The sequence below is a fragment of the Superficieibacter sp. genome, from assembly GCF_032071645.1.
Taxonomy (GTDB): Bacteria; Pseudomonadota; Gammaproteobacteria; order Enterobacterales; family Enterobacteriaceae; genus Superficieibacter.
Genome location: NZ_DAMAPU010000001.1, coordinates 482,735 through 509,085, shown reverse-complemented (window position 1 = coordinate 509,085; position 26,351 = coordinate 482,735). Strand labels below are relative to the sequence as shown.

Annotated in this window: 26 protein-coding genes and 2 pseudogenes; 12 read left to right on the top strand and 16 right to left on the bottom strand. The window is 52.8% G+C overall.

Going from position 1 to position 26,351, the window contains the following annotated elements; genetic code table 11:
* The first annotated feature begins 31 nt into the window (after positions 1-31).
* The 3 genes from RT197_RS02655 (at position 32) to RT197_RS02645 (ending at position 1,194) form a co-directional block, all read left to right on the top strand.
* Positions 32-250, top strand: coding sequence for a KTSC domain-containing protein (locus RT197_RS02655; protein ID WP_312946977.1), 219 nt, complete (start codon positions 32-34; stop codon positions 248-250).
* Between the two features lie 85 nt (positions 251-335).
* Positions 336-770: a universal stress protein UspF gene (gene uspF, locus RT197_RS02650; protein WP_312946976.1), complete on the top strand. Its 435-nt coding sequence runs from the start codon at positions 336-338 to the stop codon at positions 768-770.
* Positions 771-876: 106 nt separating this feature from the next.
* Positions 877-1,194, top strand: a complete 318-nt coding sequence (locus tag RT197_RS02645) for a DUF2623 family protein (protein ID WP_312946974.1) — start codon at positions 877-879, stop codon at positions 1,192-1,194.
* Positions 1,195-1,811: 617 nt separating this feature from the next.
* On the opposite strand, the gene RT197_RS02640 is transcribed toward RT197_RS02645, so the two are convergent.
* The 5 genes and pseudogenes from RT197_RS02640 to RT197_RS21970 form a co-directional block, all read right to left on the bottom strand.
* Positions 1,812-2,537, bottom strand: a complete 726-nt coding sequence (locus RT197_RS02640; RefSeq protein WP_312946973.1) for a hypothetical protein — start codon at positions 2,535-2,537, stop codon at positions 1,812-1,814.
* A 498-nt stretch (positions 2,538-3,035) separates the two neighbouring features.
* Entirely contained in the window at positions 3,036-3,197 is a 162-nt protein-coding gene (locus RT197_RS02635) for a hypothetical protein (RefSeq protein WP_312946971.1), read from the bottom strand.
* Positions 3,198-3,804: 607 nt separating this feature from the next.
* The gene (locus RT197_RS02630; RefSeq protein WP_312946969.1) at positions 3,805-4,014 is read right to left on the bottom strand and encodes a hypothetical protein; all 210 of its coding nucleotides are present in this window, start codon (positions 4,012-4,014) and stop codon (positions 3,805-3,807) included.
* Entirely contained in the window at positions 3,995-4,444 is a 450-nt protein-coding gene (locus RT197_RS21975; RefSeq protein WP_409529667.1) for a hypothetical protein, read from the bottom strand. The genes RT197_RS02630 and RT197_RS21975 overlap by 20 nt, the downstream gene beginning before the upstream one ends.
* Positions 4,402-4,515 (bottom strand): annotated as a pseudogene (locus tag RT197_RS21970) (phage replication protein); the annotation flags it as partial. The pseudogene RT197_RS21970 and the gene RT197_RS21975, both read right to left, overlap by 43 nt.
* A gap of 5 nt (positions 4,516-4,520) precedes the next feature.
* On the opposite strand from RT197_RS21970, the pseudogene RT197_RS02620 reads away from it, so the two are divergent.
* Positions 4,521-4,979: pseudogene (locus tag RT197_RS02620) on the top strand (tyrosine-type recombinase/integrase); the annotation flags it as partial.
* Between the two features lie 49 nt (positions 4,980-5,028).
* Entirely contained in the window at positions 5,029-5,961 is a 933-nt protein-coding gene (gene ttcA, locus RT197_RS02615) for a tRNA 2-thiocytidine(32) synthetase TtcA (RefSeq protein WP_312946968.1), read from the top strand.
* Positions 5,962-6,000: 39 nt separating this feature from the next.
* On the opposite strand, the gene dbpA is transcribed toward ttcA, so the two are convergent.
* The 4 genes from dbpA to RT197_RS02595 all read right to left on the bottom strand — a co-directional run bounded on the left by dbpA (position 6,001) and on the right by RT197_RS02595 (position 10,072).
* Complete coding sequence (gene dbpA, locus RT197_RS02610) at positions 6,001-7,374, bottom strand: ATP-dependent RNA helicase DbpA (RefSeq protein WP_312946966.1); 1,374 nt, start codon at positions 7,372-7,374, stop codon at positions 6,001-6,003.
* A 27-nt stretch (positions 7,375-7,401) separates the two neighbouring features.
* Positions 7,402-7,584 (bottom strand): hypothetical protein, encoded by a 183-nt coding sequence (locus tag RT197_RS02605; protein WP_312946965.1) that lies wholly within the window; start codon positions 7,582-7,584, stop codon positions 7,402-7,404.
* Positions 7,585-7,859: 275 nt separating this feature from the next.
* Positions 7,860-8,843 (bottom strand): zinc transporter ZntB, encoded by a 984-nt coding sequence (zntB, locus tag RT197_RS02600; protein WP_312946964.1) that lies wholly within the window; start codon positions 8,841-8,843, stop codon positions 7,860-7,862.
* Between the two features lie 92 nt (positions 8,844-8,935).
* Positions 8,936-10,072 carry a methyl-accepting chemotaxis protein gene (locus RT197_RS02595; protein WP_312946963.1) on the bottom strand — a complete coding sequence of 379 codons (1,137 nt, stop codon included), beginning with the start codon at positions 10,070-10,072 and terminating at the stop codon, positions 8,936-8,938.
* 440 nt (positions 10,073-10,512) lie between these two features.
* On the opposite strand from RT197_RS02595, the gene RT197_RS02590 reads away from it, so the two are divergent.
* From RT197_RS02590 to RT197_RS02575, 4 genes are all read left to right on the top strand, one after another.
* On the top strand, positions 10,513-12,636 hold the full coding sequence (locus tag RT197_RS02590) for an EAL domain-containing protein (RefSeq protein WP_312946962.1): 2,124 nt from the start codon (positions 10,513-10,515) through the stop codon (positions 12,634-12,636).
* Between the two features lie 98 nt (positions 12,637-12,734).
* Positions 12,735-12,962: a YgdI/YgdR family lipoprotein gene (locus RT197_RS02585; RefSeq protein ID WP_312946961.1), complete on the top strand. Its 228-nt coding sequence runs from the start codon at positions 12,735-12,737 to the stop codon at positions 12,960-12,962.
* Between the two features lie 452 nt (positions 12,963-13,414).
* On the top strand, positions 13,415-13,822 hold the full coding sequence (locus RT197_RS02580) for a YsnF/AvaK domain-containing protein (RefSeq protein ID WP_312946959.1): 408 nt from the start codon (positions 13,415-13,417) through the stop codon (positions 13,820-13,822).
* Positions 13,823-13,856: 34 nt separating this feature from the next.
* Positions 13,857-14,876 (top strand): YsnF/AvaK domain-containing protein, encoded by a 1,020-nt coding sequence (locus tag RT197_RS02575; RefSeq protein ID WP_312946957.1) that lies wholly within the window; start codon positions 13,857-13,859, stop codon positions 14,874-14,876.
* 49 nt (positions 14,877-14,925) lie between these two features.
* Here RT197_RS02575 and RT197_RS02570 read toward each other — a convergent pair whose 3' ends face one another.
* On the bottom strand, positions 14,926-16,542 hold the full coding sequence (locus RT197_RS02570) for a peptide ABC transporter substrate-binding protein (RefSeq protein WP_312946955.1): 1,617 nt from the start codon (positions 16,540-16,542) through the stop codon (positions 14,926-14,928).
* A 145-nt stretch (positions 16,543-16,687) separates the two neighbouring features.
* Here RT197_RS02570 and mpaA point away from each other — a divergent pair, with 145 nt between their 5' ends.
* Complete coding sequence (gene mpaA / locus RT197_RS02565) at positions 16,688-17,401, top strand: murein tripeptide amidase MpaA (protein ID WP_312946953.1); 714 nt, start codon at positions 16,688-16,690, stop codon at positions 17,399-17,401.
* On the opposite strand, the gene ycjG is transcribed toward mpaA, so the two are convergent.
* Positions 17,392-18,342 (bottom strand): L-Ala-D/L-Glu epimerase, encoded by a 951-nt coding sequence (gene ycjG / locus RT197_RS02560; RefSeq protein WP_312946952.1) that lies wholly within the window; start codon positions 18,340-18,342, stop codon positions 17,392-17,394. The genes mpaA and ycjG overlap by 10 nt on opposite strands.
* A gap of 101 nt (positions 18,343-18,443) precedes the next feature.
* On the opposite strand from ycjG, the gene tpx reads away from it, so the two are divergent.
* A complete protein-coding gene (gene tpx, locus RT197_RS02555; protein ID WP_312946950.1) occupies positions 18,444-18,950 on the top strand; it encodes a thiol peroxidase in 507 nt (168 codons plus the stop codon).
* Positions 18,951-18,991: 41 nt separating this feature from the next.
* Here the strand turns inward: tpx and tyrR are convergent, their stop codons facing one another.
* The 3 genes from tyrR to RT197_RS02540 all read right to left on the bottom strand — a co-directional run bounded on the left by tyrR (position 18,992) and on the right by RT197_RS02540 (position 23,112).
* Positions 18,992-20,533 carry a transcriptional regulator TyrR gene (tyrR, locus tag RT197_RS02550; RefSeq protein ID WP_312946948.1) on the bottom strand — a complete coding sequence of 514 codons (1,542 nt, stop codon included), beginning with the start codon at positions 20,531-20,533 and terminating at the stop codon, positions 18,992-18,994.
* A 120-nt stretch (positions 20,534-20,653) separates the two neighbouring features.
* Positions 20,654-21,718, bottom strand: coding sequence for a YcjF family protein (locus RT197_RS02545; RefSeq protein ID WP_312946946.1), 1,065 nt, complete (start codon positions 21,716-21,718; stop codon positions 20,654-20,656).
* Entirely contained in the window at positions 21,715-23,112 is a 1,398-nt protein-coding gene (locus RT197_RS02540; protein WP_312946945.1) for a YcjX family protein, read from the bottom strand. Before RT197_RS02540 ends, RT197_RS02545 begins: the two co-directional genes overlap by 4 nt.
* A 134-nt stretch (positions 23,113-23,246) precedes the next feature.
* Here RT197_RS02540 and RT197_RS02535 point away from each other — a divergent pair, with 134 nt between their 5' ends.
* Positions 23,247-24,257, top strand: coding sequence for a LacI family DNA-binding transcriptional regulator (locus tag RT197_RS02535; protein WP_312946943.1), 1,011 nt, complete (start codon positions 23,247-23,249; stop codon positions 24,255-24,257).
* A 41-nt stretch (positions 24,258-24,298) separates the two neighbouring features.
* Here RT197_RS02535 and RT197_RS02530 read toward each other — a convergent pair whose 3' ends face one another.
* Both RT197_RS02530 and RT197_RS02525 read right to left on the bottom strand, forming a co-directional pair.
* Entirely contained in the window at positions 24,299-25,201 is a 903-nt protein-coding gene (locus RT197_RS02530; protein WP_312946942.1) for an OmpG family monomeric porin, read from the bottom strand.
* Between the two features lie 59 nt (positions 25,202-25,260).
* On the bottom strand, positions 25,261-26,343 hold the full coding sequence (locus tag RT197_RS02525; protein WP_312946940.1) for an ABC transporter ATP-binding protein: 1,083 nt from the start codon (positions 26,341-26,343) through the stop codon (positions 25,261-25,263).
* Positions 26,344-26,351: the final 8 nt, after the last annotated feature.

The following is a 26,351-nucleotide window of genomic DNA, read 5'->3' as shown; positions in this document are numbered from 1 at the left end:
CATAATTGATAAGTTGTAGAGGATGCGCGTCATGGAACATCATCCCGTTAAATCATCCAGAATTGCTTCCATTGCTTATGATGATAAAACGGCCACTCTGGAAATCTGTTTTCGCGATAGTGGAACATTTCAATATCGCGGCGTTCCGGCACGTATTTTTCGTGATTTTCTCAGCGTAGTCTCTAAGGGCCGGTTTTTCGATGGGGTGATCAAAGGCAAATATCCAGAGCGAAAACTCAACGGGCGTTAATACAGACATAACTTTACCCTCCTTTATTGTGCCTTTAGTCTGGCCTTTGACTAAACTTTAAGCAGGTACACAAGAGGAGAGGATTATGAGCAGAACAATTCTTGTCCCCATAGATGTCTCTGAATCAGATTTAGCGCAACGCGTTATTTCTCACGTCGAATTACAGGCGAGTCAGGACGATGCCAGCGTTCATTTCCTGACCGTGGTGCCCACTTTCCCTTATTACGCTTCGCTGGGGATGGCCCAGTCAACCCAGGTGCCTTCGCTGGATGAACTTCAGCAGGAAGCACTCAGTAAACTCCACGAGATAGTGACCCGCTTTAACCTTCCTGAAGATCGCAAGCAGACGCATATTGCGGAAGGCTCGCCAAAAGATAAGATCCTCGATCTGGCGAAAACGCTTTCTGCCGATCTGATTATTCTCGCCTCCCACCGCCCCGATATGTCCACCTGGCTGCTTGGCTCCAATGCTGCCGCCGTGGTGCGTCACGCCGAGTGTTCGGTACTGGTAGTACGTTAATGCTTTCAGGCCCGCAGCGATCCTGCGGGCTTTTTACTTATTTTGGGGTAGAGACATTCCAGCTCATCGTTATATAATGGTTTATATAGCGAGATTTGAGGTGTCCATGAGCAATCAGTTTGGTACGGGGATCGTTGATGGCCTGAAGGGTCAGCATCCGCGTAAAATCGCCGATTTCAGCCTTCAGCAGAGTGATTACAAGCGCGGTTATATCATCGGCTACTGCCATCAGTTGCAGGAGCAAAGCGGCGAACGCGATCTCGCCGCGTGGCAGGCCGGGGTGTTAACGCGCCAGTATCAGCTGGATAAAGTCATTATGATGGAGTTTTTTACCGAATTCGGCTCCGATGAAAATCTGCATTACTTCCGGCAGGGATACCAGGAAACCCTTAGCGCGACCCGTTATCCGGCGATGCGCGGTTAATCCCCGCCCCTTTATTCTGGTTCCTGATAATTTATCCTTTCAAGCCGCTGGCATTCGTCGCCGTAATCCGTACCATACACGCCATAGATAGCCGGGCTGGTTACCGGCTGCGCCTTCAATCATTGAGTAGCGATTAGATGAGTCAGAATCAGGACGTAAGTAAGAAAGAACAGTACAACTTAAACAAGCAGCGATAATGATATCAAGTTATTGATTTTATATTAACTCTAATAAAAACAAACACTTAAATCGTTACATTATCTTCATTAAGCCACACCAACCAACATTTTAACTGCCCTATTTCATGTCCCGGGTGGGTTTTTCAGTCCGGTTTGCCCCATTTATGCCCCAGGGCATCTCAGAACAAACATTTACACGGTTAGTCTAAGAGGAGGCACCTCTCGCTTTATATACCAGCCTGTTTGGTGCCCTGTCCGGAAAAATACAGCGTTCCTCGCCCTGCTTGTTCAGCGAGCAAACAATAGGCTTCAGCCTGTCGCAGGCTACTCAGGTGTGATGGTAAAAACAGCTTGTCTGCGATATGCCAGAAACGTACGCTCATCTATAACCTATGTAAATCAACCGGGAGCAGACTACTACACGTACATTATTATTGTTTATGGGCGCATTAGCGGTTCAATACCGATCCACTTTAATGTCGGTTGATAGCAAAGTTTAAGCGGGGGTACAGTGACTTTCTGTCCTGCAACTTCCAGCTCGCCGAGATGTATTGACCAATGGGTGTTCGCATATTTGTTATAAATTTTAAAAACAACATACGCTGAACCATAGTCGTCATTATTAGTAATTCTGGGTACATTGCGGTGCACCTCATCACTATTGATGTCATAAGGTGAAGGTCTGGCAAACTCCATATTATCCTCTGGAAAATCATAAGGGAATGATCGGGTTCCAAGAAAAACTTCTGGCCGGGCGCTACGGTGTTTCCCATCACCCAGATCGATATAAGCCTGGCGAGTATCAAGTATGACAGGAAGAGGTGGCAGCCCCTTGCTTCCTGGGTGCGAAAGTCGCTGGCGACCTTTGTTATAGGCAATTAATTGAACATAGAACTCTGGTTCCGCTTCGGGTCCTTGAACATGGGGAATAGTAAAGTGTCCACGCTTTTCAGGCATATATCTACCCGGGATCGCATGATCGTAGAGATAGGTTTCAAGAAAGATTTCTTGCTTCCCACCAGGGCTATCAACGCTGAATGTATGTTCGCTTTCGCAAAGATCGATATAGCCAGGCCTTTCCCTGGGATAAGGAACACACCCACCCAGTAGCGTAACGATAAGCGTGACAGCCCAGCACCATTTAAGTTGTCTGGTCAATGACATAACAAAATCCCTAAGTAAATCATCGTATGAGGATAGCTTAAATTAATATCGCTTACGTCTTCAACCTACTAATTCTAATCATCCCCTTCTAATCATACCCGCCTTTGAGTCCCGTTTTCCTGTATCAATGAACCCTCCCCATATTACGCAGGATCCAGAACCTGTTTTCGCTAAAGTCAGGCGTCTTATCAACGAAATCAAGCTGGTAACATTCTATCCATTTGTTCGCTTCCGCTTGCGTAAAATGCCAGTTTCTTATCCGCAATTCGCGGATAAAATCGTCAGAGCGCAACCATAAAATCCTTTTGGTTTTTTCATAACGGCAACTCTGAACGCGCTGTCAATCTCATATCTGCGAGGCATTATTATTCTCCTCTTCTTATTGCTGTGCATATATACAGTAATTTTTAAACAAAAGTAGATCACTATGGCGGCGGCTATTAATTCGCAGCGCGTTACTAAGTTATCTTAAAAACAGTGGGTGGGGAGGTGTGGAAATTACTGAGAAACCAGTTTAGCTTTCAAATCGTTAACTGTTTTTTGCAGGTCAGTGATCATCTCCTGCTGCGCCTGCATCGCCAGCGTCATTTTTGCCAGCATCGCAACTGTGTCCAGGCTGTAGGCTTTCAGCGGATCCAGTTCCTCCCCTTCTTTCAGCACTTTACCCTCAACACATTCAGGACTGACCTCAATCAGGTCGTTGTCTATCCTGTGTCGTAAATGGAAGCGTTAATGTAAAAGCAGTCTCTGAATTCGAATGAAGTTCCGACGTCAGAGCCAGACTGATAATCCTGAATGGGCAAAAGTGTTAATTTTGACCCCCAGGCTTTAAAAGCCCAGTCGAAAAATATATAAACTGGTGGTGTTACCGGTGAATAATACTCGGTGCTGTGTTTAATGAACTGAGGCATGGAAGCGACGAGGAAGCCCACGTCTTTTTCCTGATACGATGAATCAATGTTAGTTTGGTAGCAGCGAGTAACAAACCCGCCAGATATCATTCTAAATAGAGCCATCCCTGCCCCGAGCGGGTGATAAAACCTTATCTGAAGTAAACGATACATCGTTAATCGTTAATCGTTAATCGTTAATCGTTAATCGTTAATCGTTAATCGTGGGGATTTCAACACCTCAGCTGAATGGTTACCATACGTATGGTACAGTATGCCAAAAATGAAAATGCTAAAAAGCTATGTAAGCCATAACTATAAGGTATTTATCATTTTATAGCTTACATAACTGCTTGAATGATTGAAGGGTTTGAAAGCTAATTACGATCTTCTTTTGCTGAGATAATCCAGGCTAACCAGTAAAGCCCCACACCCACGACAAAGACCAGGATTGGTGCGATGATGCGCATTGCCCCCTCATTCGCAAATATTGCGATAAAAATGCCAATCACTACGCCGCTAATGACTAACGCGCCGGATATCTCAGAAAGCACTTTTCTGATCAGCCTAAAGATTCTCAATTGCACGCAAAACCTCCTCGCTTTTTGAGGGATTTTTACGAAGAGTTTCACTAAGTTCAATAAAATTAGCTAGTGGCTCTTCAAAGAGAAAGTAAAGCATATCGTAGTCAAGAAGGTAAAGTTTAGACCATAGCTCGGGGTTTTCATACCTCAAACGTCGGGAGGCTGTAGCAGCACGTTCAAGCTGGTCAATAGCTTTCAGAATTTCTGCCTGTGTCGGTGCTGCCAGCGCACGGCGAACGGGCGGGACAGGCTTGCCGCCAGCAACCCGTTTTTCCCACGTATGCAGGATGTTGGCAGCTTCCCGTTCCAGCTCCTGGCAGCTGAGCTGGCCTTCGGTGCTGCGGTGGCGCAGTTCGATGCAAATGTGGTACAGCAGGGTTTCCGCCACGGACAGTGCTCGCTGGTGGGATAGCGGAATACTCGTTTTTGCCACTCCCAGTATTCAGCCATAACATCGGCAACACCGATGCCCAGCGGCCCTCTTCCCTCCCGGCACCACGCCACGAACTGTGTTCGCCCCGCCCAAAACAGATGCTGGATTTCGGACAATAAACTTACTGCAGCCAGCCATGGACGTACTGATATCCCAGCGTGAACTTACTGCGCTATTCCCCAAAACTGAAATCACGTATTACCATCGTGAATATGGGCTGACTGAACAGCAAAATGTACATTTCGTTTTTATGCCAGGGATGTTGAATGAGATCCAGAAACCCTACTACTCGCTGGGCAGTATTGGGCGCCGATGGAACGCTGCGGTAAAACGTGCTGGCATTCGTCGCCGCAATCCGTACCATACACGGCACACTTTCGCGTGCTGGTTATTGTCAGCAGGCGCTAACCCGTCTTTTATTGCTAATCCGATGGGGCACGAAAATGCGCAGATGGTGTATGAAATCTATGCAACATGGATAGAAGAAATGAACAGCGAACAGGTGGCAATGCTGAATACGAAGCTGGCGCTTTAAAAGCATTTTGCCCCACTGGTGCCCCAATTGATATTTGAGTAAAGAATAAATGCAATCTAATCAAGATATTACAAAGAAAGAACAGTACAACTTAAACAAGCTGCAAAAGCGCTTGCGCCGTAACGTGGGCGAAGCCATTGCTGATTTCAATATGATTGAAGAAGGCGATCGCATTATGGTGTGCCTGTCCGGAGGCAAGGACAGCTACACCATGCTGGAGATCCTGCGTAATCTTCAGCAAAGCGCGCCGGTGAATTTCTCGCTGGTGGCGGTGAATCTCGATCAGAAACAGCCTGGCTTCCCGGAACATATTTTGCCGGAGTATCTGCAACAGCTGGGCGTTGAGTACAAAATTGTCGAAGAAAATACTTACGGGATTGTAAAAGAGAAGATCCCGGAAGGTAAAACGACCTGTTCACTGTGCTCGCGCCTGCGTCGCGGTATTTTGTACCGCACGGCGACCGAGCTGGGGGCAACCAAAATCGCGCTGGGCCATCATCGCGATGATATTCTGCAAACCCTGTTCCTCAACATGTTCTACGGCGGAAAAATGAAAGGGATGCCGCCGAAGCTGATGAGCGATGACGGTAAGCACATTGTGATCCGCCCGCTGGCCTACTGCCGCGAGAAAGATATCGTGCGTTTCTCGGAGGCGAAAGGCTTCCCGATTATTCCGTGCAACCTGTGCGGCTCGCAGCCAAATCTGCAACGCCAGGTGATTGCCGATATGCTCCGCGACTGGGACAAACGCTATCCGGGACGCATCGAAACCATGTTCAGCGCAATGCAGAACGTGGTTCCTTCGCACCTGAGCGACACTAACCTTTTCGATTTCAAAGGTATCCACCACGGTTCAGCAGTGGTAGACGGTGGCGATTTGGCGTTTGACCGCGAAGAGATCCCGCTGCAACCTGCGGGCTGGCAGCCGGAAGAAGATACGCCACTGGATGAACTGCGTCTGAACGTCGTTGAAGTGAAGTGATTGATTGCGCTCAGGCAGGAATGCCTGAGCGCCGGACGTTTATTTCAGTAAGCGCACGCGAACGGATTTGCCTTTAATTTTGCCATTCTGCAACTGTTTCCACGCCTGACGCGCCACGTTCTCGCGCACCGCCACATAAACGTGCGCCGGGTGAACGTCAATCTTGCCGATGTCTGCGCCGGTCAGTCCCATGTCTCCGGTCAGCGCGCCCAGCACGTCCCCTGCCCGCATTTTGGCTTTTTTGCCGCCGTCAATGCACAGCGTCACCATTTCCGCCTCCAGCGGCACGATCGCCACGCCCGATGGTCCGTTCAGCCAGCTGAGGCGGAGATTCAGCATTTCAGAAAGAATATTCGCCCGCTGGGCTTCTTCCGGGGCGCAGAGGCTGATCGCCAGCCCGCTGTTACCCGCGCGCGCGGTGCGACCAATACGGTGGACGTGAACTTCCGGGTCCCAGGCCAGTTCGTAGTTGATCACCAGCTCAAGCGATTTAATATCCAGCCCGCGCGCCGCCACATCGGTGGCGACCAGCACCCGCGCACTGCCATTGGCAAAACGCACCAGCGTTTGGTCGCGGTCGCGCTGTTCGAGATCGCCGTGCAGCGCCAGGGTGCTCTGTCCGGATTCATTCAGCGCATCACACACTGCCTGACAATCTTTTTTGGTATTACAGAACACCACGCACGACGCCGGGCGATGCTGGCTAAGCAGCTTTTGCAGCAGCGTGATCTTGCCATTGCGGGAGACTTCAAAGAATTGTTGCTCTACGGCAGGCAGCGCATCCACGCTGTCAATTTCAATGGTCACCGGATCGCGCTGAACCCGACCGCTGATGGCGGCAATCGCCTCCGGCCAGGTGGCGGAGAACAGCAGCGTCTGGCGGGCGGCGGGCGCGTGACGGATCACCTCGTCAATGGCATCGCTGAAACCCATATCCAGCATTCTGTCCGCTTCATCCATCACCAGCGTTTGCAACTGGTCGAGGGTGACGGTGTTTTTTTGCAGGTGATCGAGCAAACGGCCTGGGGTGGCAACAATAATGTGCGGCGCATGCTGGAGCGAATCGCGCTGCGCGCCAAAAGGCTGGCCGCCGCAAAGGGTGAGAATTTTGATATTCGGCATAAAGCGCGCCAGTCGACGCAGTTCACCGGCCACCTGATCCGCCAGTTCGCGGGTCGGACACAGCACCAGCGACTGCGTCTGGAAGCGGCTGGCATCAATGTGTTGCAGCAGCCCCAGTCCGAACGCCGCCGTTTTTCCGCTGCCGGTTTTGGCCTGCACTCTGACATCTTTGCCGTCAAGGATCGCGGGCAACGCCGCCGCCTGAACCGGCGTCATGGAAAGATAGCCCAGCTCGTTGAGGTTATCGAGCTGGGCGGCAGGCAAAACATTCAGCGTAGAAAAAGCGGTCACAATCTTATCTCATTTTAAAAGAGGCATTCAGCAGGCGCGTATCCTCGCAGATCTGCGGCTCTGATGCGACAATTTAATCGGTACTTCATCCGGCGGCGGGTCCGGCATCGGTTGCGGACGTGGGATTGGATCGGGAACGGGTACAGGATCGGTAGGCACCGGGTCGGATTGCCACGACGGGGTAAGAAATAACAGCGCGAGACTCGACATTTTTGACTCCTCGGTTACGGAACACCTCTTTAAGGGTAGATGCTGGCGCGCAGGAGGCAAAAAAAAGCCGACTAATCTAAGTCGGCGTCGTACGAATCAATTGTGCTATGCAGTAATTCAAAAAAGGAAGTAAGACAATATGGAGCGCAACGCCCATCGCTTGACGTTGCATTCACCTGCGAGAGTCATATTGCACTGAATGGGTAGCGGCTTTATTGACCTCGCTCAATTAAAATGGCGTTTTTATGTTCAATTTATGTTAAAAAAGTTAAAATTTACAGCCATTTACTGCGATGTAACCACCAGGTAACACCGCCAATTAAGATAACTAACATGATGCAAAAGGTGGCGAAACCATAGTGCCAGTTGCCGCCAGGAATACCGCCGAGATTGACCCCAAACAGGCCGGTCAAAAAGGTGCTCGGCAGAAAAACCATTGCCATCAAAGACATGGTGTAGGTTCTGCGCGACAGCGATTCCTGGGTGATTTGTGTAATCTCATCGGTCATCACCGCCGTGCGCGAGATACAGGCATCGATTTCATCCAGTCCGCGTCCCAGCCGTTCGGCAATATCCTGCATTCGCCGCCGCTGATCGTCGTTCATCCACGGAAATCTTTCACTGGCAAGGCGGGCAAACACATCGCGCTGCGGAGCCATATAGCGGCGCATCACTATAAGCTGCTTGCGCAGCAGTGCCAGAAAACCGCGCGGCGGAATTTGCTGGTCGAGGAGGTTATCTTCCAGATCGATAATCCGGTCGTGCAACTGCTCAATAAACTCGCTGGCATGTTCGGTCAGGGCATCGCAGACGTCCACCAGCCAGCCGCCACAATCGGTGGGGCCGGTGCCCTCCTGTAAATCGCTGACCACATCATCCAGCGCCAGCACCTTGCGCTGACGCGTTGAAACGATCATCCGCTCGTTCATATAAAGACGCATGGCCACCAGTTGATCGGGACGCTCATCGTTGCTGCCGTTAATGCAGCGCAGAGTGATGAGCGTCCCCTCACCTAAGCGACTCACTCGCGGGCGCATACTTTCGCCCGCCAGCGCGTCACGCACGTTGTTGGGCAGCAGCGGCGTGGTGGATAACCACTGTGCGCTGTCGGGATGGGTATAATTAAGATGCAGCCAGCAAGGGTGCTGCTCATCAATAGTATCGCCATTTTGCAGCGGTTTTACCCCGCCCTTACCGTCGAGTTGCCAGGCAAATACCGCATCCGGTACATTGACATCCGATCCCTTTAAGACGTCCACAGCGCCTCCTAAATTCGTCTCAGTTGCAGTTAGTCTAGCCATGTGTGGCGGTTAAGCAACTGTATGCGAAGGCATATTCTGCGGGTAAAGTCTTAAAATGAGTGCCGGTAATGGGATGTCAGGCTTACCACGGCAGCGCTGCTTTCTTGCTGTTCATTAAGGCGAAAATCGCGGGTGCGCGCCTGCAAATCGACCACCTGACGCTGAAGCACCTCGGACGATCCGGCCAGTTCCTCGACTACGCCGACATTACTTTGGGTCACTTTTTCCAGTTCACTGAGCGCCTGGGTGATCTGCCTGATGCCCTGCTCCTGCTGGCTGGTAGAAACCGCGATTTGCTCCACCAGATCGCTAAGCACGCTCGCACTGGCGACGATTTCCTGCATGTTGCTCTCCGCCTCGCCAACAATGGCCGATCCCTGACTGACATTCTCGCTGGTCACACCGATCAGGCTTTTAATATTTTTCGCGGCTTCAGCGCTACGGTGCGCCAAATTTCTGACCTCTCCGGCCACCACCGCAAATCCTTTTCCATGCTCCCCTGCGCGTGCCGCTTCCACGGCAGCATTGAGGGCGAGGATATTCGTCTGGAAGGCGATGCCATCAATCAGAGTGATAATTTCGCCCATTTGCCTGGCGCAGTCGGTAATTGATTGCATATTGGTGGCGACACCCGTCATTAATTTCCCACCCCGGCGCGCACATTCACTAGCCTGATTCGCCCGCTGGCTCGCCAGCCGCGTATTTTCGGCATTATTCTGGGTGCCTGCCGCAATTTGCTCCATGCTGGCAGACGTTTCAATAAGTGACGCGGACTGCTGCTCGGTTTTGACCGATAATTCCGCGCTGCGGGCCGCCAGTTGCTCCGATAAGTTCATTGCGGTAAGCGAAGAGCGACGGATCTCTGCGACCAGCGACGATATACTCGCGGAAAGGCTGTTGATGCCGGGGATTAACCGTCCGGCGCAGTTGTTGCCAAATTCAGGAATAGAAACCGATAGATTTCCGCCAGTTACTTCCTCAATGCTGTGTTTCACGGTGTTGATCGGCGAAACCAGATAGCGGGTCAGATACGTCCACAGTAAAAAACAGGCGGTTAACCAGAATATATTTAATAACATTAATAAAAAGAGATCGCGGGATATTAACGCAACCACACCATCAACGATGATAAAAAGAGTAACGAGGAATAGCAGAATAAAAGTTCGCACACTGACATTTTTTATCATGATCAGACTCGCTGGGATACCAGACAATGGTAATAAGGTTATAGCACCGTCGAAATTAACTTTCACTACTATTTAGCACGCCAACATTGTTTGCAGTAAAACAAGATAAATTTCACTTAGGTTGAAATTTAGCAGATGTAGTCCATCGCCCGGCAGAATGAAACTCCGCCATCTGATATAACATCCGCAGGTCATAGTCAGGATATATTATATAATAACCCCACATTTAATTATATGTCGGGACAATTACGCTGCCAGCGCGCTATTTCTTACTTTTAAATAAGTCGCTGCGGGAAGCGGGTTTTAAATACGTCCCAACCGTCGCTAAGCCGTTGGTAAACGGCGGAAAAATATTTTTTTGGCGGCGATTGATTCATTAGCTAAATACTCAATTTTACTGCTAAATTATAGCTATCGCGTTTACACAGTGGATTGCATTGATGGTGCTCGTTACATGGGACCCGATTTTGATCGGCGTCTCCTTCATTGTCGCTTTCATTGCGTCCTTCGTGGCGCTGGACTGCGCCGCCAAAATTACCTCCTCGGCACGGAAAATCGCTTTTTTCTGGCGCGTTTCTGCGGGTGCCACGCTGGGCATCGGCATCTGGTCAATGCATTTTATCGGTATGCTGGCGATGAAAATGACCATGCCGGTGTATTACGATTTTTCGCTCACCCTCATTTCTCTGCTGGTCGCCGTCATTTGTGCCATTGCTGCTATCAATATTGCGGCGTCAGGCAACACCCTGGCTCCCAAACGATGGCTGCTGGCGAGCGCAATTCTTAGCGCGGGTGTGATAACCATGCATTATACCGGCATGTCGGCGCTGTTAATGCCAGGGACGATTAGCTGGAGCAAAACGCTTATTGTGCTGTCCATTCTCGTCGCCCTGCTGGCTTCCGGTAGCGCCCTGTGGCTGGCCTTCAGCCTGCGACAGCGCAATAAACAGGCGCTGAGCAACCGGATTGCTGCCGCTGGCGTGATGGGAATGGCGGTGGCCGCCGTTCACTATATCGGCATGGCAGCGGCCACTTTCAGCGGGCATGGCGAGAGTCTTGCCGGGGGAATGAGCGAGCAGGGGCTGGCTTTCTGGGTTTCGGCAACCACTCTGCTGCTGCTTGGCATGATGCTGTTCTTCTCGATGATTGATTCCCAGGTCCGCACCACGCGGCTGGCAGAAAATCTTCAGCAACTCAATCTGCAACTGGAGCGGCAGTCGCGCTACGATGCGTTAACCGGGCTGGCAAACCGTATCCAGATGGAAGTCCGGCTGGAGGAGTGCCTGCAAAGAGCACAGCAAATTCGCTCCACTTTCGCGCTGATCGTGATGGATATCGATCGTTTCCGTCAGGTTAACGATACGCTCGGTCACGCGGCGGGCGACCGTCTGCTGATGGCAGCCGCCAACCGGCTGAGCGCACGCCTGAATCCGAAAATGCTGCTGGCGCGGCTGGGAAACGATGAGTTTATTTTGCTGGTGCCGGACACCAGCGACGCGGAAATTGCCGAACTGACAGCGGGCATCGTCGAAGCCGTGCGGCGCCCTATTTATGAAGGCGGGCAGCTATTGTATATGTCGCTCAGCGCGGGGGTGGCTTTTTATCCTCGCCACGGTGAAAGCCTGCACGAGCTACGGCTCAACGCCAATTCCGCCATGACGACCATTAAGCGGCACGGGGGCAATAACTGGGCGATTTATCATCAGCAAACCATGCAGCCTGCTATCAGCATGGGGCAGGTTCAGCAGGATTTACTGGATGCGCTGGCGCTGGGGCAATTTGAACTCTGGTATCAGCCGATTTATCACACCCACACCGAACAGATCCGGGGCTTTGAAGCGCTGCTGCGCTGGCGTCACCCGGATAAAGGCATTCTGTTACCGGAGGCGTTTCTGCCCGCGCTGGAAAAAAACGGGCAAATTGTGCCGGTCGGTCACTGGATTATTGAACAAGCCTGTCGTCAGCTTCAAAGCTGGGCAACAGAAGGCCGGGATGAACTGACGTTATCCATCAGCCTGTCGGCAACCCAGTTTGCGCAGGAGGATATTCACGCGCGGGTTTGCGCGGCGCTTGAGCAACACACGGTGCCGCCGTCCAGACTGAACATTAAAATCGTCGAGTCCATCGCCCTGAATAACCCGGAGCGCAGCCTTCGCGTGCTCACCGAGTTTATGCGTTCCGGCGTCACGCTTTCGATTGATAATTTCGGCACCGGCTATGCCAATGTCATGCTGCTCAAAGAGCTTCCGGTACAGGAGTTGAAGATTAACCGTAGTCTGATCAAAGACATCCGTTTTAACGGCAAAAATATGGCGATTGTGACCAACATTATTGAAGTCGCGCACGCCATGCATATGGATGTGGTCGCCCAGGGCGTCGAAACCCCGGAACAAAAATACCTGCTGGCAAGCCTCGGCTGCGATTTAATGCAGGGCTTCTTATTCGCTCCGCCAGTTCCTGCCAACGAACTTTCGGTACTTTTCACATCGACAGCCGCGCAGCCTCTGGCGGCCTCTGATAACGGGCTCAGCGCCGCTCTGTTACCGGAAATTAAGAATCAGTAACCGACGTCAGGGCGATCAAATTCGCCCTCCTCCCTGCAAGTTGTCGTTACGCTGCTATACTCAAGTTCTGACAAAACAACAAAGTAGCGAGGATCAATATGAAAAAGGCTTTGATTATTCCCCTTAGCGTTCTGCTGGCCGCCACTGCACTTTCAGGCTGCACACGTACAAGCTACGCGATTCATACCAATGATGGTCGTACCATTATCAGTGACGGGAAACCGAAAGAATCCGAAACCGGGTTGCTGGGTTATAAAGACGCAAACGGCGTGAAGCAACAGATCAACAAATCTGAAGTTAAAAACGTGGCGGAAGTCCCCCACTAACCGTTGCAGCCCCGTCAGGGGCTGTTTTTTCTGTTCGCCCCTGCGATCCCTCCCCGCCCTTCATTAGAAACCCAATCATAAACCACGAAAATGATAAAGTTATTAATAGCGTATCTTTTTGATTCTTTTTAACTTAAATTAGCCTCTCTTGTAATGATAATGCATTTTGCATTCTCTCAGGAACATTTGGATTTCATGTTCCTGAGAGTTTTTTTACTCCCCGACCCGCTGCGTTTAGCGCTTCGCTTATCCTCCTGTTCTATTAGCAATCCCGTTGATTTTGCAGTTATTCACCGCTTAGTTATCCAGTAAATATCGTTATTAACATTTTTACATAATTACTTCCCGGCGAAAAACACCGTTTGGTCTATGCTTAAATACATCGACACAAATTCATAGTCATTAATTAGCATCATAAAGAACATTCTTAAAATCACAGGTTTACAGAACATATGTCTAATAAAGATGCTATTAATTATTCAGCAACTGAAAAAATTGAAACGTTACCCTTAGCGGAAGAACGCGTTGAGATATCAAAAAAGAAAGTGATAGATCGGCGGGTGCAAATTTCCCGTACTACGGTAACGGATGAAAAAATTGTTGAAGCAGAACTCATCCGTGAAGAAGCGGTAATTAATCGCATTGCAAAGAATGAAGTTATTCAACCTGATGCCATCCCCACCGCTCGTCAGGAAGGTGATATTTATATCATTCCGGTGATTCGAGAAGAAGTGGAAATTATTCGGCGTCAGGTTCTGGTAGAGGAGATCCACGTAAAAAAAGTGCAAACCACAGAGAGTTTTCAGGAAAGCATCTTACTGAGACGACAGGAATTAGACATTTCCACGGATGAGGAATAATCAACCCGTAACCCAGGCACGAGGAGAATTTCAGATGGCTCACGAAAAAATCGTTACCGCCTTTGAGCAACCCCAGCAGGCAGCCGCCGCGAAAGAAAAGCTCATTGCGGAAGGTATCCCGGAAAGTCATATTGATATTATTTCGGGTGAAAGATTACGCGTTGAGGATAAAGAAATCCGTCACCCCAGCTTCTGGCAGCGACTATTTGGGGACGATGTTGACGACGACTACGCCACTGAATATAACAAAGCCATTCAGCTTGGCGGCGTGCTGTTAACCGCTCGCGTCGATAAAGACGACGCCGATCGCGTCGAAGCGCTGCTTGATACCTACGCCAGTGACTACTCTTCACTGCATAGCTACAACGATCCGACCACGCATCGTGATTATCTTGGCGAAGTCGACAGCACCAGCGCCGACATTGGCGGCGTGCGTCCGGTTGATAACCCGGTCTCCGGCGTGGGCACTGGCGGTGTGACCGGCGTAACGCCACCGAATATCGGCGGCGTGCGTGCCGTTGACCCGGATACCGTCACCGCTTCAGAAAGAACCCGCGACTGGGGGAGTACCGATGAAATCACCGATACGGACGACCTGTCTGATACCCGTGATTTTGCTGAAGAACGCGATCTGACCCATACGCACGGCCTGAACGATACTAACCGTGAGTCCCTGCAACTGGCTGAAGAAGAAATCGACATCAGCAAGCGCCGGGTAAGCGATGGCCGCATTCGTCTGCGCCGTTACACCACAGAAGAAGATGTTTCCGAAGATATTTCCCTGACCGAGCAACATGCGAACGTCTTCCGTTCTGCTGTTGACGATCCGGCGTATCTGCATGACGTTGACTGGTCAGAAAAAACCATTGAAGTCGAAGAATCTCATGAAGTGCCGGTCGTGAATAAAACCGCGCATATTCGTGAAGAAGTGGGCTTAGATACTCAGACCACCCAGCGTACCGAAACGGTAAAAGATACCGTGCGTCGTCAGGATGTGGAAGTCGATAAAACGGACGCCGAACGCGATCGTTTTTCAGATGATAAGAAGTTCTAAGATTGACCCCATCGCCCCCACTCAGTGGGGGCTTTTTTTTGGCTCTTTATCAGTGCTTGATAATATACATCGTCCGGCTATAGGCGACGTCTTCCGGGTTATTAATCGGATAACCTTTCAGCCAGGGTTTGATTAAGCGCCCGTTGGTATACTGGTAAATCGGTGCAATCGGTGCCTGCTCCGCCAGAATATTTTCTGCCGCGTTATAGTCCGCATTACGCGCCGCCGCCGTGGTTTCCAGCGTGGCCTGATTGATCATCTTGTCATAGGCCGGATTATTAAAGCGCGAAATATTGCCGCTGTGCGTTGAGGTCAGCAGCGATAAAAACGTCGATGGCTCGTTATAATCCCCGACCCACGACGCGCGGATCACATCGAAATTGCCGGTGTTGCGCGAATCAATATACGTTTTCCATTCCTGATTTTGCAGTTTGACATCTACGCCCAGATTTTTCTTCCACATCGAGGCAACCGCGATGGCAATTTTCTGGTGGTTTTCCGAAGTGTTATACAGCAGCGTCAGCGTGAGCGGACGCCCCGGCCCGTATCCGGCCGCCTGCAGCAGCATTTTGGCCTGCGCGTTCAGCTCTTCCTGGCTCATCTGTTCGATTTGCAATTTCTGCGGGGTGAAGCCCGCCGTCACATCCGGCGTAAAACGCCACGCCGGTTTTTCGCCGGTGCCCAGCACTTTCTCCGTCATCAGGCGACGGTCAATGGTCATGCTGAGCGCCAGACGCACCCGCGCGTCGGCGGTCGGCCCTTTCTGGGTGTTAAAAGCGTAATAATAAGTGCCGAGCTGGGGTGGCGTATAAACCTGACCAGGAATGTCCTTAAGCAACTTTTTATACAAATTTTTCGGGAAGGATTCGGTGATATCTACGCCGCCCGCCAGATAACGTTTAGTAGCGGCAGATTCCTGGTTGATCGGAATAAAAGTGACTTTTTTAACTACCGTATTGCTGTTATCCCAGTAATGCGAATTAGGCTCGACCACCAGCTTTTCATTGACCACCCGATCTTTGAGTACGTATGCGCCGTTGCCAATAAGCTGACCGGGGCGGGTCCATTCTTTGCCACTTTCAACGTTAGCTTTTTTCACCGGATAAAACGCAAAGCTGGCGGTAAGATTGGTAAACCACGGCAGCGGTTTATCGAGCTGAACGCGCAGAGTTCGGGCATCGACGGCACTCACGCCGAGTTTATCGACCGTCGCTTTGCCATCTATAATGGCCTGCGCGTTGGTGATCCCGGCAAGCGCCGCAAACCAGGCAAACGGAGACAGCGTTTTCGGATCGACCAGACGCTGCCAGCTATAGACAAAATCCTGCGCGGTGACGGGCGTGCCGTCTGACCACTGCGCGTTATCGCGCAGCGTGAACGTCCAGACGCGGTTATCGCTGGTCTGCCATTTCGTCGCCACGCCGGGGACCATCTCCCCTTTCTCATTCTGATTCACCAGCCCTTCATACAGGTCACGGATCACCTGAATTTCCGGCAGGCCGACGGCCTTCGCCGGGTCCAGGGTGGCGGGTTCATCTTTAATATGACGCACCAGTTCTTGTTTCTCCGCCAGCACCGTGCCGGGAGGAACATCCGCCGCGAAAGAAAAAGAAGAGAGGGTGCTTAACCACAGCGCGCAGCAGGTCATTGAAACAGGATGCTTCATAAGATTCCCCAGGAGGTCAGGATAAAGTGGCTTAATTATTTGTTTTGCATGAAGGAAAAGCAAACGTCTTATGACAGAAAATTGACGGCGTCGTAAATTAATATACTGTGAGAATAAACTGATAGTATCCAGAATGAGGTGTTCGATGACTGCCACGCGTCCCCGCTCCGAACGCGGCGCATTTCCGCCCGGTACTTTGCATTATGGTCGCTCGTTGCTGGGCGCGCCCTTGCTGTGGTTTCCGGCACCGCTCGCCGATCGCGAAAGCGGGTTGATTATTGCAGGCACCCACGGTGATGAAAACGCCTCGATCGTGACCCTTTCCTGCGCCATGCGCACGCTGGCCCCGGAGTTACGGCGTCATCATGTGGTCCTGACGGTCAACCCGGATGGCTGCCAGTTGGGGCTACGCGCCAATGCCAGAGGCGTTGACCTTAACCGCAATTTTCCGGCGGCGAACTGGAAAGCTGGAGAAACCGTTTACCGCTGGAACAGCGCAGCGCAGGCGCGGGATGTGGTGCTGCTGACCGGGGATACGCCCGGATCGGAACCCGAAACCCAGGCGCTGTGCCAGTTAATTCAGCAGATCCACCCAGGCTGGGTGGTTTCTTTTCACGATCCGCTGGCCTGCATTGAAGATCCGGCACACTCCGCGCTGGGGGAATGGCTCGCCGACGCCTTCCGGCTTCCGCTGGTGGGTAGCGTCGGTTATGACACGCCCGGCTCGTTTGGTAGCTGGTGTGCCGATATCGGTCTGCCCTGTATTACCGCCGAATTCCCGCCGGTTTCAAACGATGAGGCCAGCGAAAAATATTTATCCGCGATGACCGGCCTGCTGCGCTGGCAGGCTCAGAGATGAAGCTCGCCGGTGGTAAAGTTCAGGGACGGTTCGACATCAACCGCAAGCCAGGTCGGGCCATCGAGGTCGGCAAAACGCACGTTATCCACCAGCGGTAGCGCCGCAGCAATCGCGCGGGAGGTGCAGAGCATACAACCCAGCATCAGCGCAAACCCCTGCGCCTGCGCGTCTTTCGCCAGCGCCAGCGCCTCGGTCAGACCGCCGGTTTTATCGAGCTTGATATTGATCATGTCGTAACGCCCGCGCAGCGCGCGCAGGCTGGCGCGGGTGTGGCAACTTTCATCAGCGCAAATCGGCAGCGGATGAATAAAATTACCGAGCGATTCATCTTCCCCGACCGGCAGCGGCTGCTCCAGCATCGCCACATTCAGATCGGCCAGCAGCTGACAGCGCGCCGCCAGTCCTTCACTGACCCAGGATTCATTGGCATCCACGATGAGCGTGGCGTCCGGGACGGCGGCGCGAATAGCCACAATGCGTTCGCTGATGAGATGATTATCCATTTTGATTTTCAGCAGCCGCGCGCCCTTTTGCCACAGCGTCGAGGCGCTGGCGGCCATCTGTTCCGGGGTGCCGATCACCACGGTCTGCGCGGTAGTAATGGTTTGATGCGCGGGCACCAGGCGCGCGCCCGCCCTGCGCCGCGCCAGATCCCACAGCGCGCAGTCCACGGCGTTACGCGCCGCGCCCGCTGGCAGCAACTGCTGAAGTTGTTCGATGCTGGCTCCGGCTTCTAATGCGTCATTGATGGTCATAATTTGCGCCATCACCGAATCAATACTCTCGCCATAGCGCGGGTACGGCGTACATTCACCCACGCCTTTTACGCCATCTTCTTCAATTTCGACAACCACCACTTTAGCTTCGCTACGGCTGCCTCGGGCAATCACAAATGGCGTATGAAGCGGCCAGGCTTCCTCATAAACTCTCAGGCTTCTCATTGCAGATCCTCGTGTGCCAGGCGCTAAAAGCGATTGCTGTGTTAACACATGTTGTCTTACACTAGCGACGGCGTTAATTATATGTAAACAGGAAGAAAATCATGTCACAACTCGTGCATTTCCAGGGCAATCCGGTCGCCGTTTCCGGCGCTATCCCGCAGGCAGGTACGGCCGCGCAGCCCTTTACACTGGTCGCAAAAGATCTCTCCGACGTCACACTGAGTCAGTACGCAGGCAAACGCAAAGTGCTGAATATTTTCCCCAGCATTGATACCGGCGTTTGTGCCGCCTCTGTGCGTAAGTTTAACCAACTTGCCACAGAAGTGGAGAACACCGTCGTGCTTTGTATCTCGGCCGATCTGCCGTTCGCCCATTCCCGCTTTTGTGGCGCAGAAGGTCTGAGCAACGTCATCACCCTTTCCACGCTGCGCAATCCAGAATTTCTGGAAACCTACGGCGTAGGCATTGCGGAAGGCGCGCTGAAGGGGCTTTCTGCCCGCGCGGTGATTGTTATTGATGAAAATGACAAGGTCGTATTTAGCCAGCTGGTGAATGAAATCACCAATGAACCTGACTACACCGCCGCGCTGGAATCCCTGAAAGCGTAACGGACAGGCCCGGCATCGCAAGGTGCCGGGCCTGTATTCACTTACTCTTCGCCCTTCTTCTGACTTAAACCATATTCACGCAGCTTATTGGCAATCGCCGTATGGGAAACGCCGAGTCGTTTCGCCAGTTTACGCGTGCTGGGATAGTTACGATAAAGTTGGATCAGCACCGAACGCTCAAAGCGGCTGGTAATATCGTCCAGCGAACCTTCCATCGCCTCTTCGCCCGGTGCAACCGTGTCGACATCGTTGTCAGGCAGTAAAATGTCCTGCGCTCGTAGCTCGTAGCCCTCAAGCTGCGTCAGCGCGCGGTAGACGGCATTTTTCAACTGGCGCACGTTACCGGGCCAGGCATAGCGGGTCAGCACACCGTTAACATCCGAGGCCAGCTTAGGCCGCGAGATGCCCTGCTCGTCGGCAAAGCGGGCGACAAACAGCTCGGTCAACGGCATGATGTCCGGGGTCCGCTCGCGCAGCGGCGGCAGGTTGAGAGTCAGCACATTGAGGCGGTAATATAAATCCTCGCGGAACAGCCCTTTTTGTACCAGCTCCAGCAAATTTTTTTGGGTGGCGCAAATCACCCGCACATCGACGTGGATTTCATGGTCCTCACCCACCCGACGGAACGTGCCGTCGTTGAGGAAGCGCAGCAGCTTGACCTGCATTCGCGGCGACATTTCACCAATTTCATCCAGTAACACCGACCCGCCATTGGCCTGCTCAAAGAAGCCTTTCTTACCTTCCGGGGCATGACCAAACAGTTCACTTTCGACCGCATCTTCCGGGATAGATGCGCAGTTCAGCGCCAGATAGGGTTTTGCCGCTCGGGGGCTGGACTGATGGCAGGCGTGGGCGATCAAATCTTTTCCGGTGCCGGTATCGCCAACGATCAACAGCGGCGCGGTGAGCATCGCCAGCTTGCGCGCCTGCTCCACGACGTGGCGCATTTTGGGACTCACGGCAACCACCTGACTAAAAGCGCTCACGTCCTGGGCACTGACGTTTTGCAACTGTCGCCCCATCCGCACCGTGGAACGCATAACCACCACCGCGCCGGTCAGCAGACGCTGCGCGTCTTCGCCGTCGAGATAGACCGGGGTGATCTCCAGCAGGAAATTTTGCCCGTTGACCACGACGTGCTCGGTATGGGAGTCCACCGGCTTACCTTCCAGCCAGCGCAGGAAGTTAAAATCGCCAATCAGTTGCCCAATATTGTGATTGCGCAGCCGCGCCTGATCCTGGCCGAAAAGCTGGCAGCTGGCGGGGTTCGCCAGTTCGATTTTACTTTTGGTATCCAGCGACAGCATCGGGTCCGGCATGGCTTCCAGCAATGCGCTGAGCGCCAGATGCTCGCGCTCGGAGGGCATCCACGGCACGGTGCGGACATCGGTCACGCCCGCAATACGGCGGATTTCCGCCATCAGGTTGCTGAAAGAGGCAAATTCCAGCTCGGAAAAATTAAGGTAAATACGCCCAACCGGATCGATTTCAATCCCGCGCAGGTCAATGCCGCGTAGCACCAGCAGATCGAGCAGCTCACGGGCGAGGCCAAGCCGATCTTCACAGAAAACTTCAAGACGCATGGGATTTTTCCCTGAACAGTCAACGTTACTAAGAATGATAAGCTACGCGGAGGCAATCGGGAAGATAGCTGTCAACAAATATTGACAGCTGATTGAAGAAATGAGGGATAGCGCGGAAATTTAGCGGGGTGGTTCCGGCGTTTTATTACGTTGAAGCGTCTCTTTAAGCTGACCGACCAACTGACGGCGAAAATCGCCCAGACGCGGCTTGTCATCGTCGATCCACGGCAGCGGGCGGCAAAGTTCCATCGCCTTGATACCCAGCCGGGCGGTCAGCAGACCCGCGCCAATGCCCTGGGCTGCGCGGGTTGACAGTCGGGCGGCAAGATCCTGAGACATCCAGTCCATACCGACCTCGCGCACCAGCTCGCTTGCCCCAGCAAAAGCCATGTTCAGCAGCACCAGACGAAACAGACGCAGGCGGCTGTAATAGCCCGGTTCGATGCCATACAGCGTGGCAATACGATTAATCAGCCGCAGATTGCGCCAGGCGATAAACGCCATATCCACCAGCGCCAGCGGGCTGACCGCGATCATCAGCGTCGATTCGGCGGCGGAGCGGCTAATTTCCCGCCGCGCCTGGGCGTCCAGTACCGGTTGAACCAGATGCGCATACAGGCCGACGATTTCACGATCGTTTTGTGTTTCATGGATGGCGGCGTACCAGCGCTGAAGCGCCGGGTGCGACTGGTCAATTCCCGCCTGCTGGGCCAGTTTTTCACAAAACGCGCGCCCTTTCCCGCTGCCGTGACTGTGAAGCAACTCGCGCGCTTCATCACGCTCGTGCGCGCGCTGGCGCAGACGCCAGAGCCGCCGCCACTCCTGGGCCAGCGAGCCGACGCCCGCACCGATAATCAGCGCGCCCGCCGCACAGCCGCCGAGCGCCACCCAGTCCTGCGTTTGCCAGGCATTCATCGTCCACTGCACGCCCTGTCCCACCACGCTTGCGCCAAACAGCGCCAGCCCCGCCATCACCATTTTGCGCCACAGACTGCGACGCGGACGCAGAGCCGCCTCCACGGCCGCCTCTGCCGGACCCTCGTCGGTGATAAGCTCGTCGCTGACGACCGGGGCGAATTTCTCCGCCTCAACGTGGCTGAAATGCTGGGCGGCCTTGAAAGATTCCTGCGCTTCAGCCTCCAGCGGCTCGCTGAAATCAATGCGCGGTTTAAGTGGTTCGGTCATCGTAATTTATCCCCGATTAAAAATTCCAGCGCGGCATCCAGGCGAATATGCGGCAGCGGTTTATCGACGTCCATCACCGCCGGGCGAAAATCTTCAAACTGAAAGCCCTGGCTTTGCCAGAAGGCCTGACCCGGCAGGCGGGCAGGCACTTCGCCCGGATACACCGTCAGCGGTGCGCCATCCTGTAAACGATGCCCGCGCAGGGCTGGCACCTTATTGCCATCGACGTCGATTAAACCGCCTTCCGTCGCCTGCACAGAGGCCAGCCCCAGACAGTCCATCGTTATCCCTTCAAACGCGGCGTTCTGCCACGCATCCTGAATCAGCTGTTGCAACAGCGAAACCATACTGGCGTGCTGATCGACGGTGACGTGATCCGCTTTGGTTGCGGCGAACAGCAGTTTGTCGATCACCGGCGAAAACAGCCGACGGAACAACGTGCGCTGCCCGTAATGAAAGCTCTGCATCAGTTGCGTCAGGGCCAGTCGCATATCGTTAAACGCCTGCGGACCGCTGTTAAGCGGTTGCAGGCAGTCCACCAGCACAATCTGCCGATCGAAGCGCAAAAAGTAGTCTTTATAAAAACCCTTCACCACTTTTTCGCAGTAATAATGAAAGCGTTCGCGCAGCATTCCGGCGTTGGTATGGCGACCTGCCTGCGCCAGCGTCGCTTCGCCGACGCCATCAACATCGGGCCACGGGAAAAACTGGAGCGCGGGCGCGCCCGCCATATCGCCGGGCAGCACAAAGCGCCCCGGCTGAATAAAATGCAGCCCCTGCTTTTTGCACTGGTGCAGATAGTCAGTCCAGGCAGCGGCAATTTCCGCAAGACGATTTTCATCGGCAGGCGCGAGCGGGTCCAGCCCCTGACAGCATTCGCGCCAGCGCGTGGACCACTCCGCCCGCTGGCCCTTCAGCAGCCCGGTCATCTGCCGCGACCAGCTCAGATAATCCTGCGCCAGCATCGGCAGGTCGAGCAGCCACTCGCCGGGGTAATCGACTATTTCCAGATACAGCGTTGAGGTTTCGCGAAAGTGACGCAGCAGCGAATCCTTTGAGCGAAAACGCAGCGCGAGGTTAATCTCACTGACGCCACGGGTAGCGGTGGGCCACATCGGCGGCGTGGCGTAAAGCTGGGCCAGTCCTTCATCGTAGGTAAAACGCGGTACGCCAAAATCGCGCTGCGGCACGCGCTTTACGCCCAGCAGACGCTCTTCCCGCACCGCGCTTAATAGCGTCAGACGCGCGCCCGCGTGAACGTTGAGTAATTGATTGACGACCGAGGTGATGAATGCGGTTTTCCCGCTGCGACTCAGTCCCGTGACCGCCAGCCGCAAATGACGGTCCACGCTGCGATTGACCAGCGCATTAATTTCATTCGTAAAACGTTTCATCACATCCCTCTTCCCGGCTGTCAGCCCTGAAAATAGTAAATGGGGTCAGGTTATTAATAATCAACCGCTGTTGTAATCCGGTCCATCTCCAGTAAGATAGTCATCATTGACGCTATGACGGAGCTGTCTGAAGGATGTCCCCCACTATTTATGATATAGCGCGCGTGTCCGGCGTTTCGAAATCCACTGTTTCGCGGGTGCTTAATAAGCAGACTAATATTTCTCCCGAAGCGCGGGATAAAGTATTACGGGCCATTGAACAATTAAACTATCAGCCGAATAAACTCGCCCGCGCCCTTACCTCTTCCGGCTTCGATGCCATTATGGTCATTTCAACCCGCTCAGCCAAAACGACGGCGGGTAATCCATTTTTCCAGGAAGTTCTTCACGCTATCACGGCAAAAGCAGAAGATGAAGGCTTTGACGTTATTTTACAGACGTCCCACAGTTCAGCGGATGATTTACAAAAGTGCGAAAGTAAGATCCGCCAGAAGATGATCAAAGGCATTATTATGCTCAGTTCCCCTGCCGATGAATCTTTCTTTGCCCGACTGGATCAATACGAAATTCCGGTGGTGGTCATTGGCAAAGTTGAAGGACAGTATCAACACGTTTACTCGGTCGATACCGATAATTTCCGCGATAGCGTTGCCCTCACCGATGCGTTAATCGATCGCGGGCATAAAAACATTGCCTGTCTTCATGCGCCGCTGGATCTGAATGTTTCAGTAGATCGTCTTAACGGCTATAAAAAGAGCCTGGAAAACCATCATTATTCATTGCGCGAAGAGTGGATTATAGACGGGGGTTATACGCATGAAAGCGCGCTGGACGCCGCGAGAAAATTATTAGATCAGCCGCAAATCCCCGATGCGGTTTTTGCCACCGACAGCATGAAAATTATCAGCTTATATCGTGTCGCGGCAGAGAAAAATATTGCCATTCCGCAGCAGCTGGCGGTGGTGGGCTACAGCAATGAAATGCTCTCCTACACGCTGACGCCACCGCCGGGCGGTATTGATGTGCCGACGCGCGCGCTCGGTGAGCAGGGCTGCGATCTGCTGTTTAAGCGCATCGCCGGAAAAGCCAGCCCGCAAGCGGTGATCGTCAAAACGCACATTTCACTCACCGCGTCACTGGCCTGATAAACACGTTGCCCGGCGGTTAACGCCGGGCAGTCTGCGCATCAGAACGCGTAGTTCACGCCCACGCCTGCATAGTGGAAGCGATCGCGTTCACCTTCATCGTGGTTTTGCCATTCATAGGCATATTCGAGGGACATTGACAGCCCGTTCTGGAAATCATAGGCCCAGAGTGCGCCCAGACGATTGAAGTCGTGCCCTTCGCGTTCCATATCATCCTGCCAGTCCCAGTTTGACCAGCGGTCCAGCCCGATACGGGTATACGGCGTCAGCGTGGCATTGCCTGACGAAATCGGCAGGTAGGCGCGGATCTCCTGGGTCGAAAACTCGCCGTTATTACGGCTGTCATCAAGGTTAAACCCGCGTTCAAGATAATAGTTGACGGTCAGGCCCACTGTTTCATTGAAGGTATAATTCAAACCGGTTTCGGTTTCAACGCGGCTGTCAGCATAGCCGGTAGTATTCAGATCGTTGACGAACTGATACATTGAAAACCAGCCGCTGAAACGTAAATCGTCAGCCAGTTTCACGCTCCAGTCCGGCTGTACCTTCCAGCGCTGCATATTGGCCGTGTCTTTGCCTTCATTAATATAATGATAACCATAATTACGAAAGCCGCCTGTCAGGCCAAAACTTAAATCGTCGCTGTCGATAAACTGATAATGAACTTCCAGTTCCGGGCGATCAAACCAGGTGCCGCGTTTGCCTTCACTATAATCCACCGGGCCTTCCTGATAATAGGCGACGGAAAAACGCCACGGCCCCTGCGAGGCGTTAAAATAAATAGAAGGCTCTGCCAGCCCGTCCATATCTTCGCCCTGACCTTCCACGTTTTCTATTTCATACATCGCCCCGACATTAAAATGCCAGTCGTTATTTTCCGCCGCCTGCGCGCAGGAAAACCCTGCACACATGACCAGTGCAGCACTTTTAAAGAGAACGCTCATTTTTAAAATCCTTATTAAACAGAGGTAAAAGCCGGGAATGGCTACCCGGCACCCAACGATCACTGAATGGCTATTTCGCTTTCGTTGTCAAAGAAATGGCTTTTCGCCATATCAAAATGAATATTAATATTGTCACCCGCGTGATAATCCTCGACGGCTCCGGCGCGAACCACCAGTTCGTGTCCACCAATGCTGGTATACAGCATAAATTCTGCGCCGGTTAATTCGGCCACGCTGATTTTCGCGCTGACGCAATTATCAGATTGCGATAACGGGTGAATATCTTCCGGGCGAATACCCATGACGACCGCTTTATGTTCATATCCCTGCTTATGCAGGACCGCCAGTTTATCGTCAGGAATAATAAGCTTGAGCGTTTCGGTCACAAACATATTGCCGTTAATCGCACCGCGAATAAAATTCATTGCCGGTGAGCCAATAAATCCGGCGACAAACATATTTGCAGGCTGGTTATAAACCGTTTTCGGTGCCCCAACCTGCTGCACGATCCCGTCTTTCAGAATGACGATCCGCGTAGCCATCGTCATAGCTTCGGTTTGATCGTGGGTGACGTAAATCATGGTGGTGTTCAGCTTTTGATGCAGCTTGCTGATTTCTGCCCGCATCTGCACGCGCAGTTTGGCGTCGAGGTTAGAAAGCGGTTCATCCATCAGGAATACCCCCGCCTCACGAACAATCGCCCGCCCCAGCGCTACGCGCTGACGCTGACCGCCGGACAATGCGCCAGGTTTGCGCTTCAGGTAGTCACGCAGCCCCAGCACGTTTGCCGCCCAGTTCACCCGCTCGTCGATCACCGCGCGATCGATTTTCTGCATCTTCAGACCAAACGCCATGTTGTCATAGACGGTCATGTGCGGATACAGCGCGTAGTTCTGAAAGACCATCGCAATGTTGCGCGATTTGGCAGGCACGTCGTTCATCCGCACGCCGTCAATCAGCAGTTCGCCGTCGCTAATCTCTTCCAGCCCGGCGATCATGCGCAGAGTGGTCGATTTGCCGCAGCCTGACGGACCGACGAAAACAATGAATTCTTTGTCTGCAATTTCCAGGTTGAAGTCTTTAACGACGTGAACCTGGTTGTCGTAGATTTTTTGGATATGCCGCAACGAAAGTTGTGCCATCGTGATTT

Excerpts from the sequence above, each read along its gene's own strand:
- mpaA (WP_312946953.1), top strand. The coding sequence starts at position 16,688 with ATGACTGCCACGCGTCCCCGCTCCGAACGCGGCGCATTTCCGCCCGGT.
- RT197_RS02580 (WP_312946959.1), top strand. The coding sequence starts at position 13,415 with ATGTCTAATAAAGATGCTATTAATTATTCAGCAACTGAAAAAATTGAA.
- ttcA (WP_312946968.1), top strand. The coding sequence starts at position 5,029 with ATGCAATCTAATCAAGATATTACAAAGAAAGAACAGTACAACTTAAAC.
- uspF (WP_312946976.1), top strand. The coding sequence starts at position 336 with ATGAGCAGAACAATTCTTGTCCCCATAGATGTCTCTGAATCAGATTTA.
- RT197_RS02605 (WP_312946965.1), bottom strand. The coding sequence starts at position 7,584 with ATGTCGAGTCTCGCGCTGTTATTTCTTACCCCGTCGTGGCAATCCGAC.
- RT197_RS02595 (WP_312946963.1), bottom strand. The coding sequence starts at position 10,072 with ATGATAAAAAATGTCAGTGTGCGAACTTTTATTCTGCTATTCCTCGTT.
- RT197_RS02530 (WP_312946942.1), bottom strand. The coding sequence starts at position 25,201 with ATGAGCGTTCTCTTTAAAAGTGCTGCACTGGTCATGTGTGCAGGGTTT.
- RT197_RS02585 (WP_312946961.1), top strand. The coding sequence starts at position 12,735 with ATGAAAAAGGCTTTGATTATTCCCCTTAGCGTTCTGCTGGCCGCCACT.
- RT197_RS02535 (WP_312946943.1), top strand. The coding sequence starts at position 23,247 with ATGTCCCCCACTATTTATGATATAGCGCGCGTGTCCGGCGTTTCGAAA.
- tyrR (WP_312946948.1), bottom strand. The coding sequence starts at position 20,533 with ATGCGTCTTGAAGTTTTCTGTGAAGATCGGCTTGGCCTCGCCCGTGAG.
- RT197_RS02640 (WP_312946973.1), bottom strand. The coding sequence starts at position 2,537 with ATGTCATTGACCAGACAACTTAAATGGTGCTGGGCTGTCACGCTTATC.
- RT197_RS02525 (WP_312946940.1), bottom strand. The coding sequence starts at position 26,343 with ATGGCACAACTTTCGTTGCGGCATATCCAAAAAATCTACGACAACCAG.
- RT197_RS02590 (WP_312946962.1), top strand. The coding sequence starts at position 10,513 with ATGGTGCTCGTTACATGGGACCCGATTTTGATCGGCGTCTCCTTCATT.
- RT197_RS02540 (WP_312946945.1), bottom strand. The coding sequence starts at position 23,112 with ATGAAACGTTTTACGAATGAAATTAATGCGCTGGTCAATCGCAGCGTG.
- RT197_RS02545 (WP_312946946.1), bottom strand. The coding sequence starts at position 21,718 with ATGACCGAACCACTTAAACCGCGCATTGATTTCAGCGAGCCGCTGGAG.
- RT197_RS02655 (WP_312946977.1), top strand. The coding sequence starts at position 32 with ATGGAACATCATCCCGTTAAATCATCCAGAATTGCTTCCATTGCTTAT.
- RT197_RS02570 (WP_312946955.1), bottom strand. The coding sequence starts at position 16,542 with ATGAAGCATCCTGTTTCAATGACCTGCTGCGCGCTGTGGTTAAGCACC.
- ycjG (WP_312946952.1), bottom strand. The coding sequence starts at position 18,342 with ATGAGAAGCCTGAGAGTTTATGAGGAAGCCTGGCCGCTTCATACGCCA.
- RT197_RS02575 (WP_312946957.1), top strand. The coding sequence starts at position 13,857 with ATGGCTCACGAAAAAATCGTTACCGCCTTTGAGCAACCCCAGCAGGCA.
- RT197_RS02645 (WP_312946974.1), top strand. The coding sequence starts at position 877 with ATGAGCAATCAGTTTGGTACGGGGATCGTTGATGGCCTGAAGGGTCAG.
- tpx (WP_312946950.1), top strand. The coding sequence starts at position 18,444 with ATGTCACAACTCGTGCATTTCCAGGGCAATCCGGTCGCCGTTTCCGGC.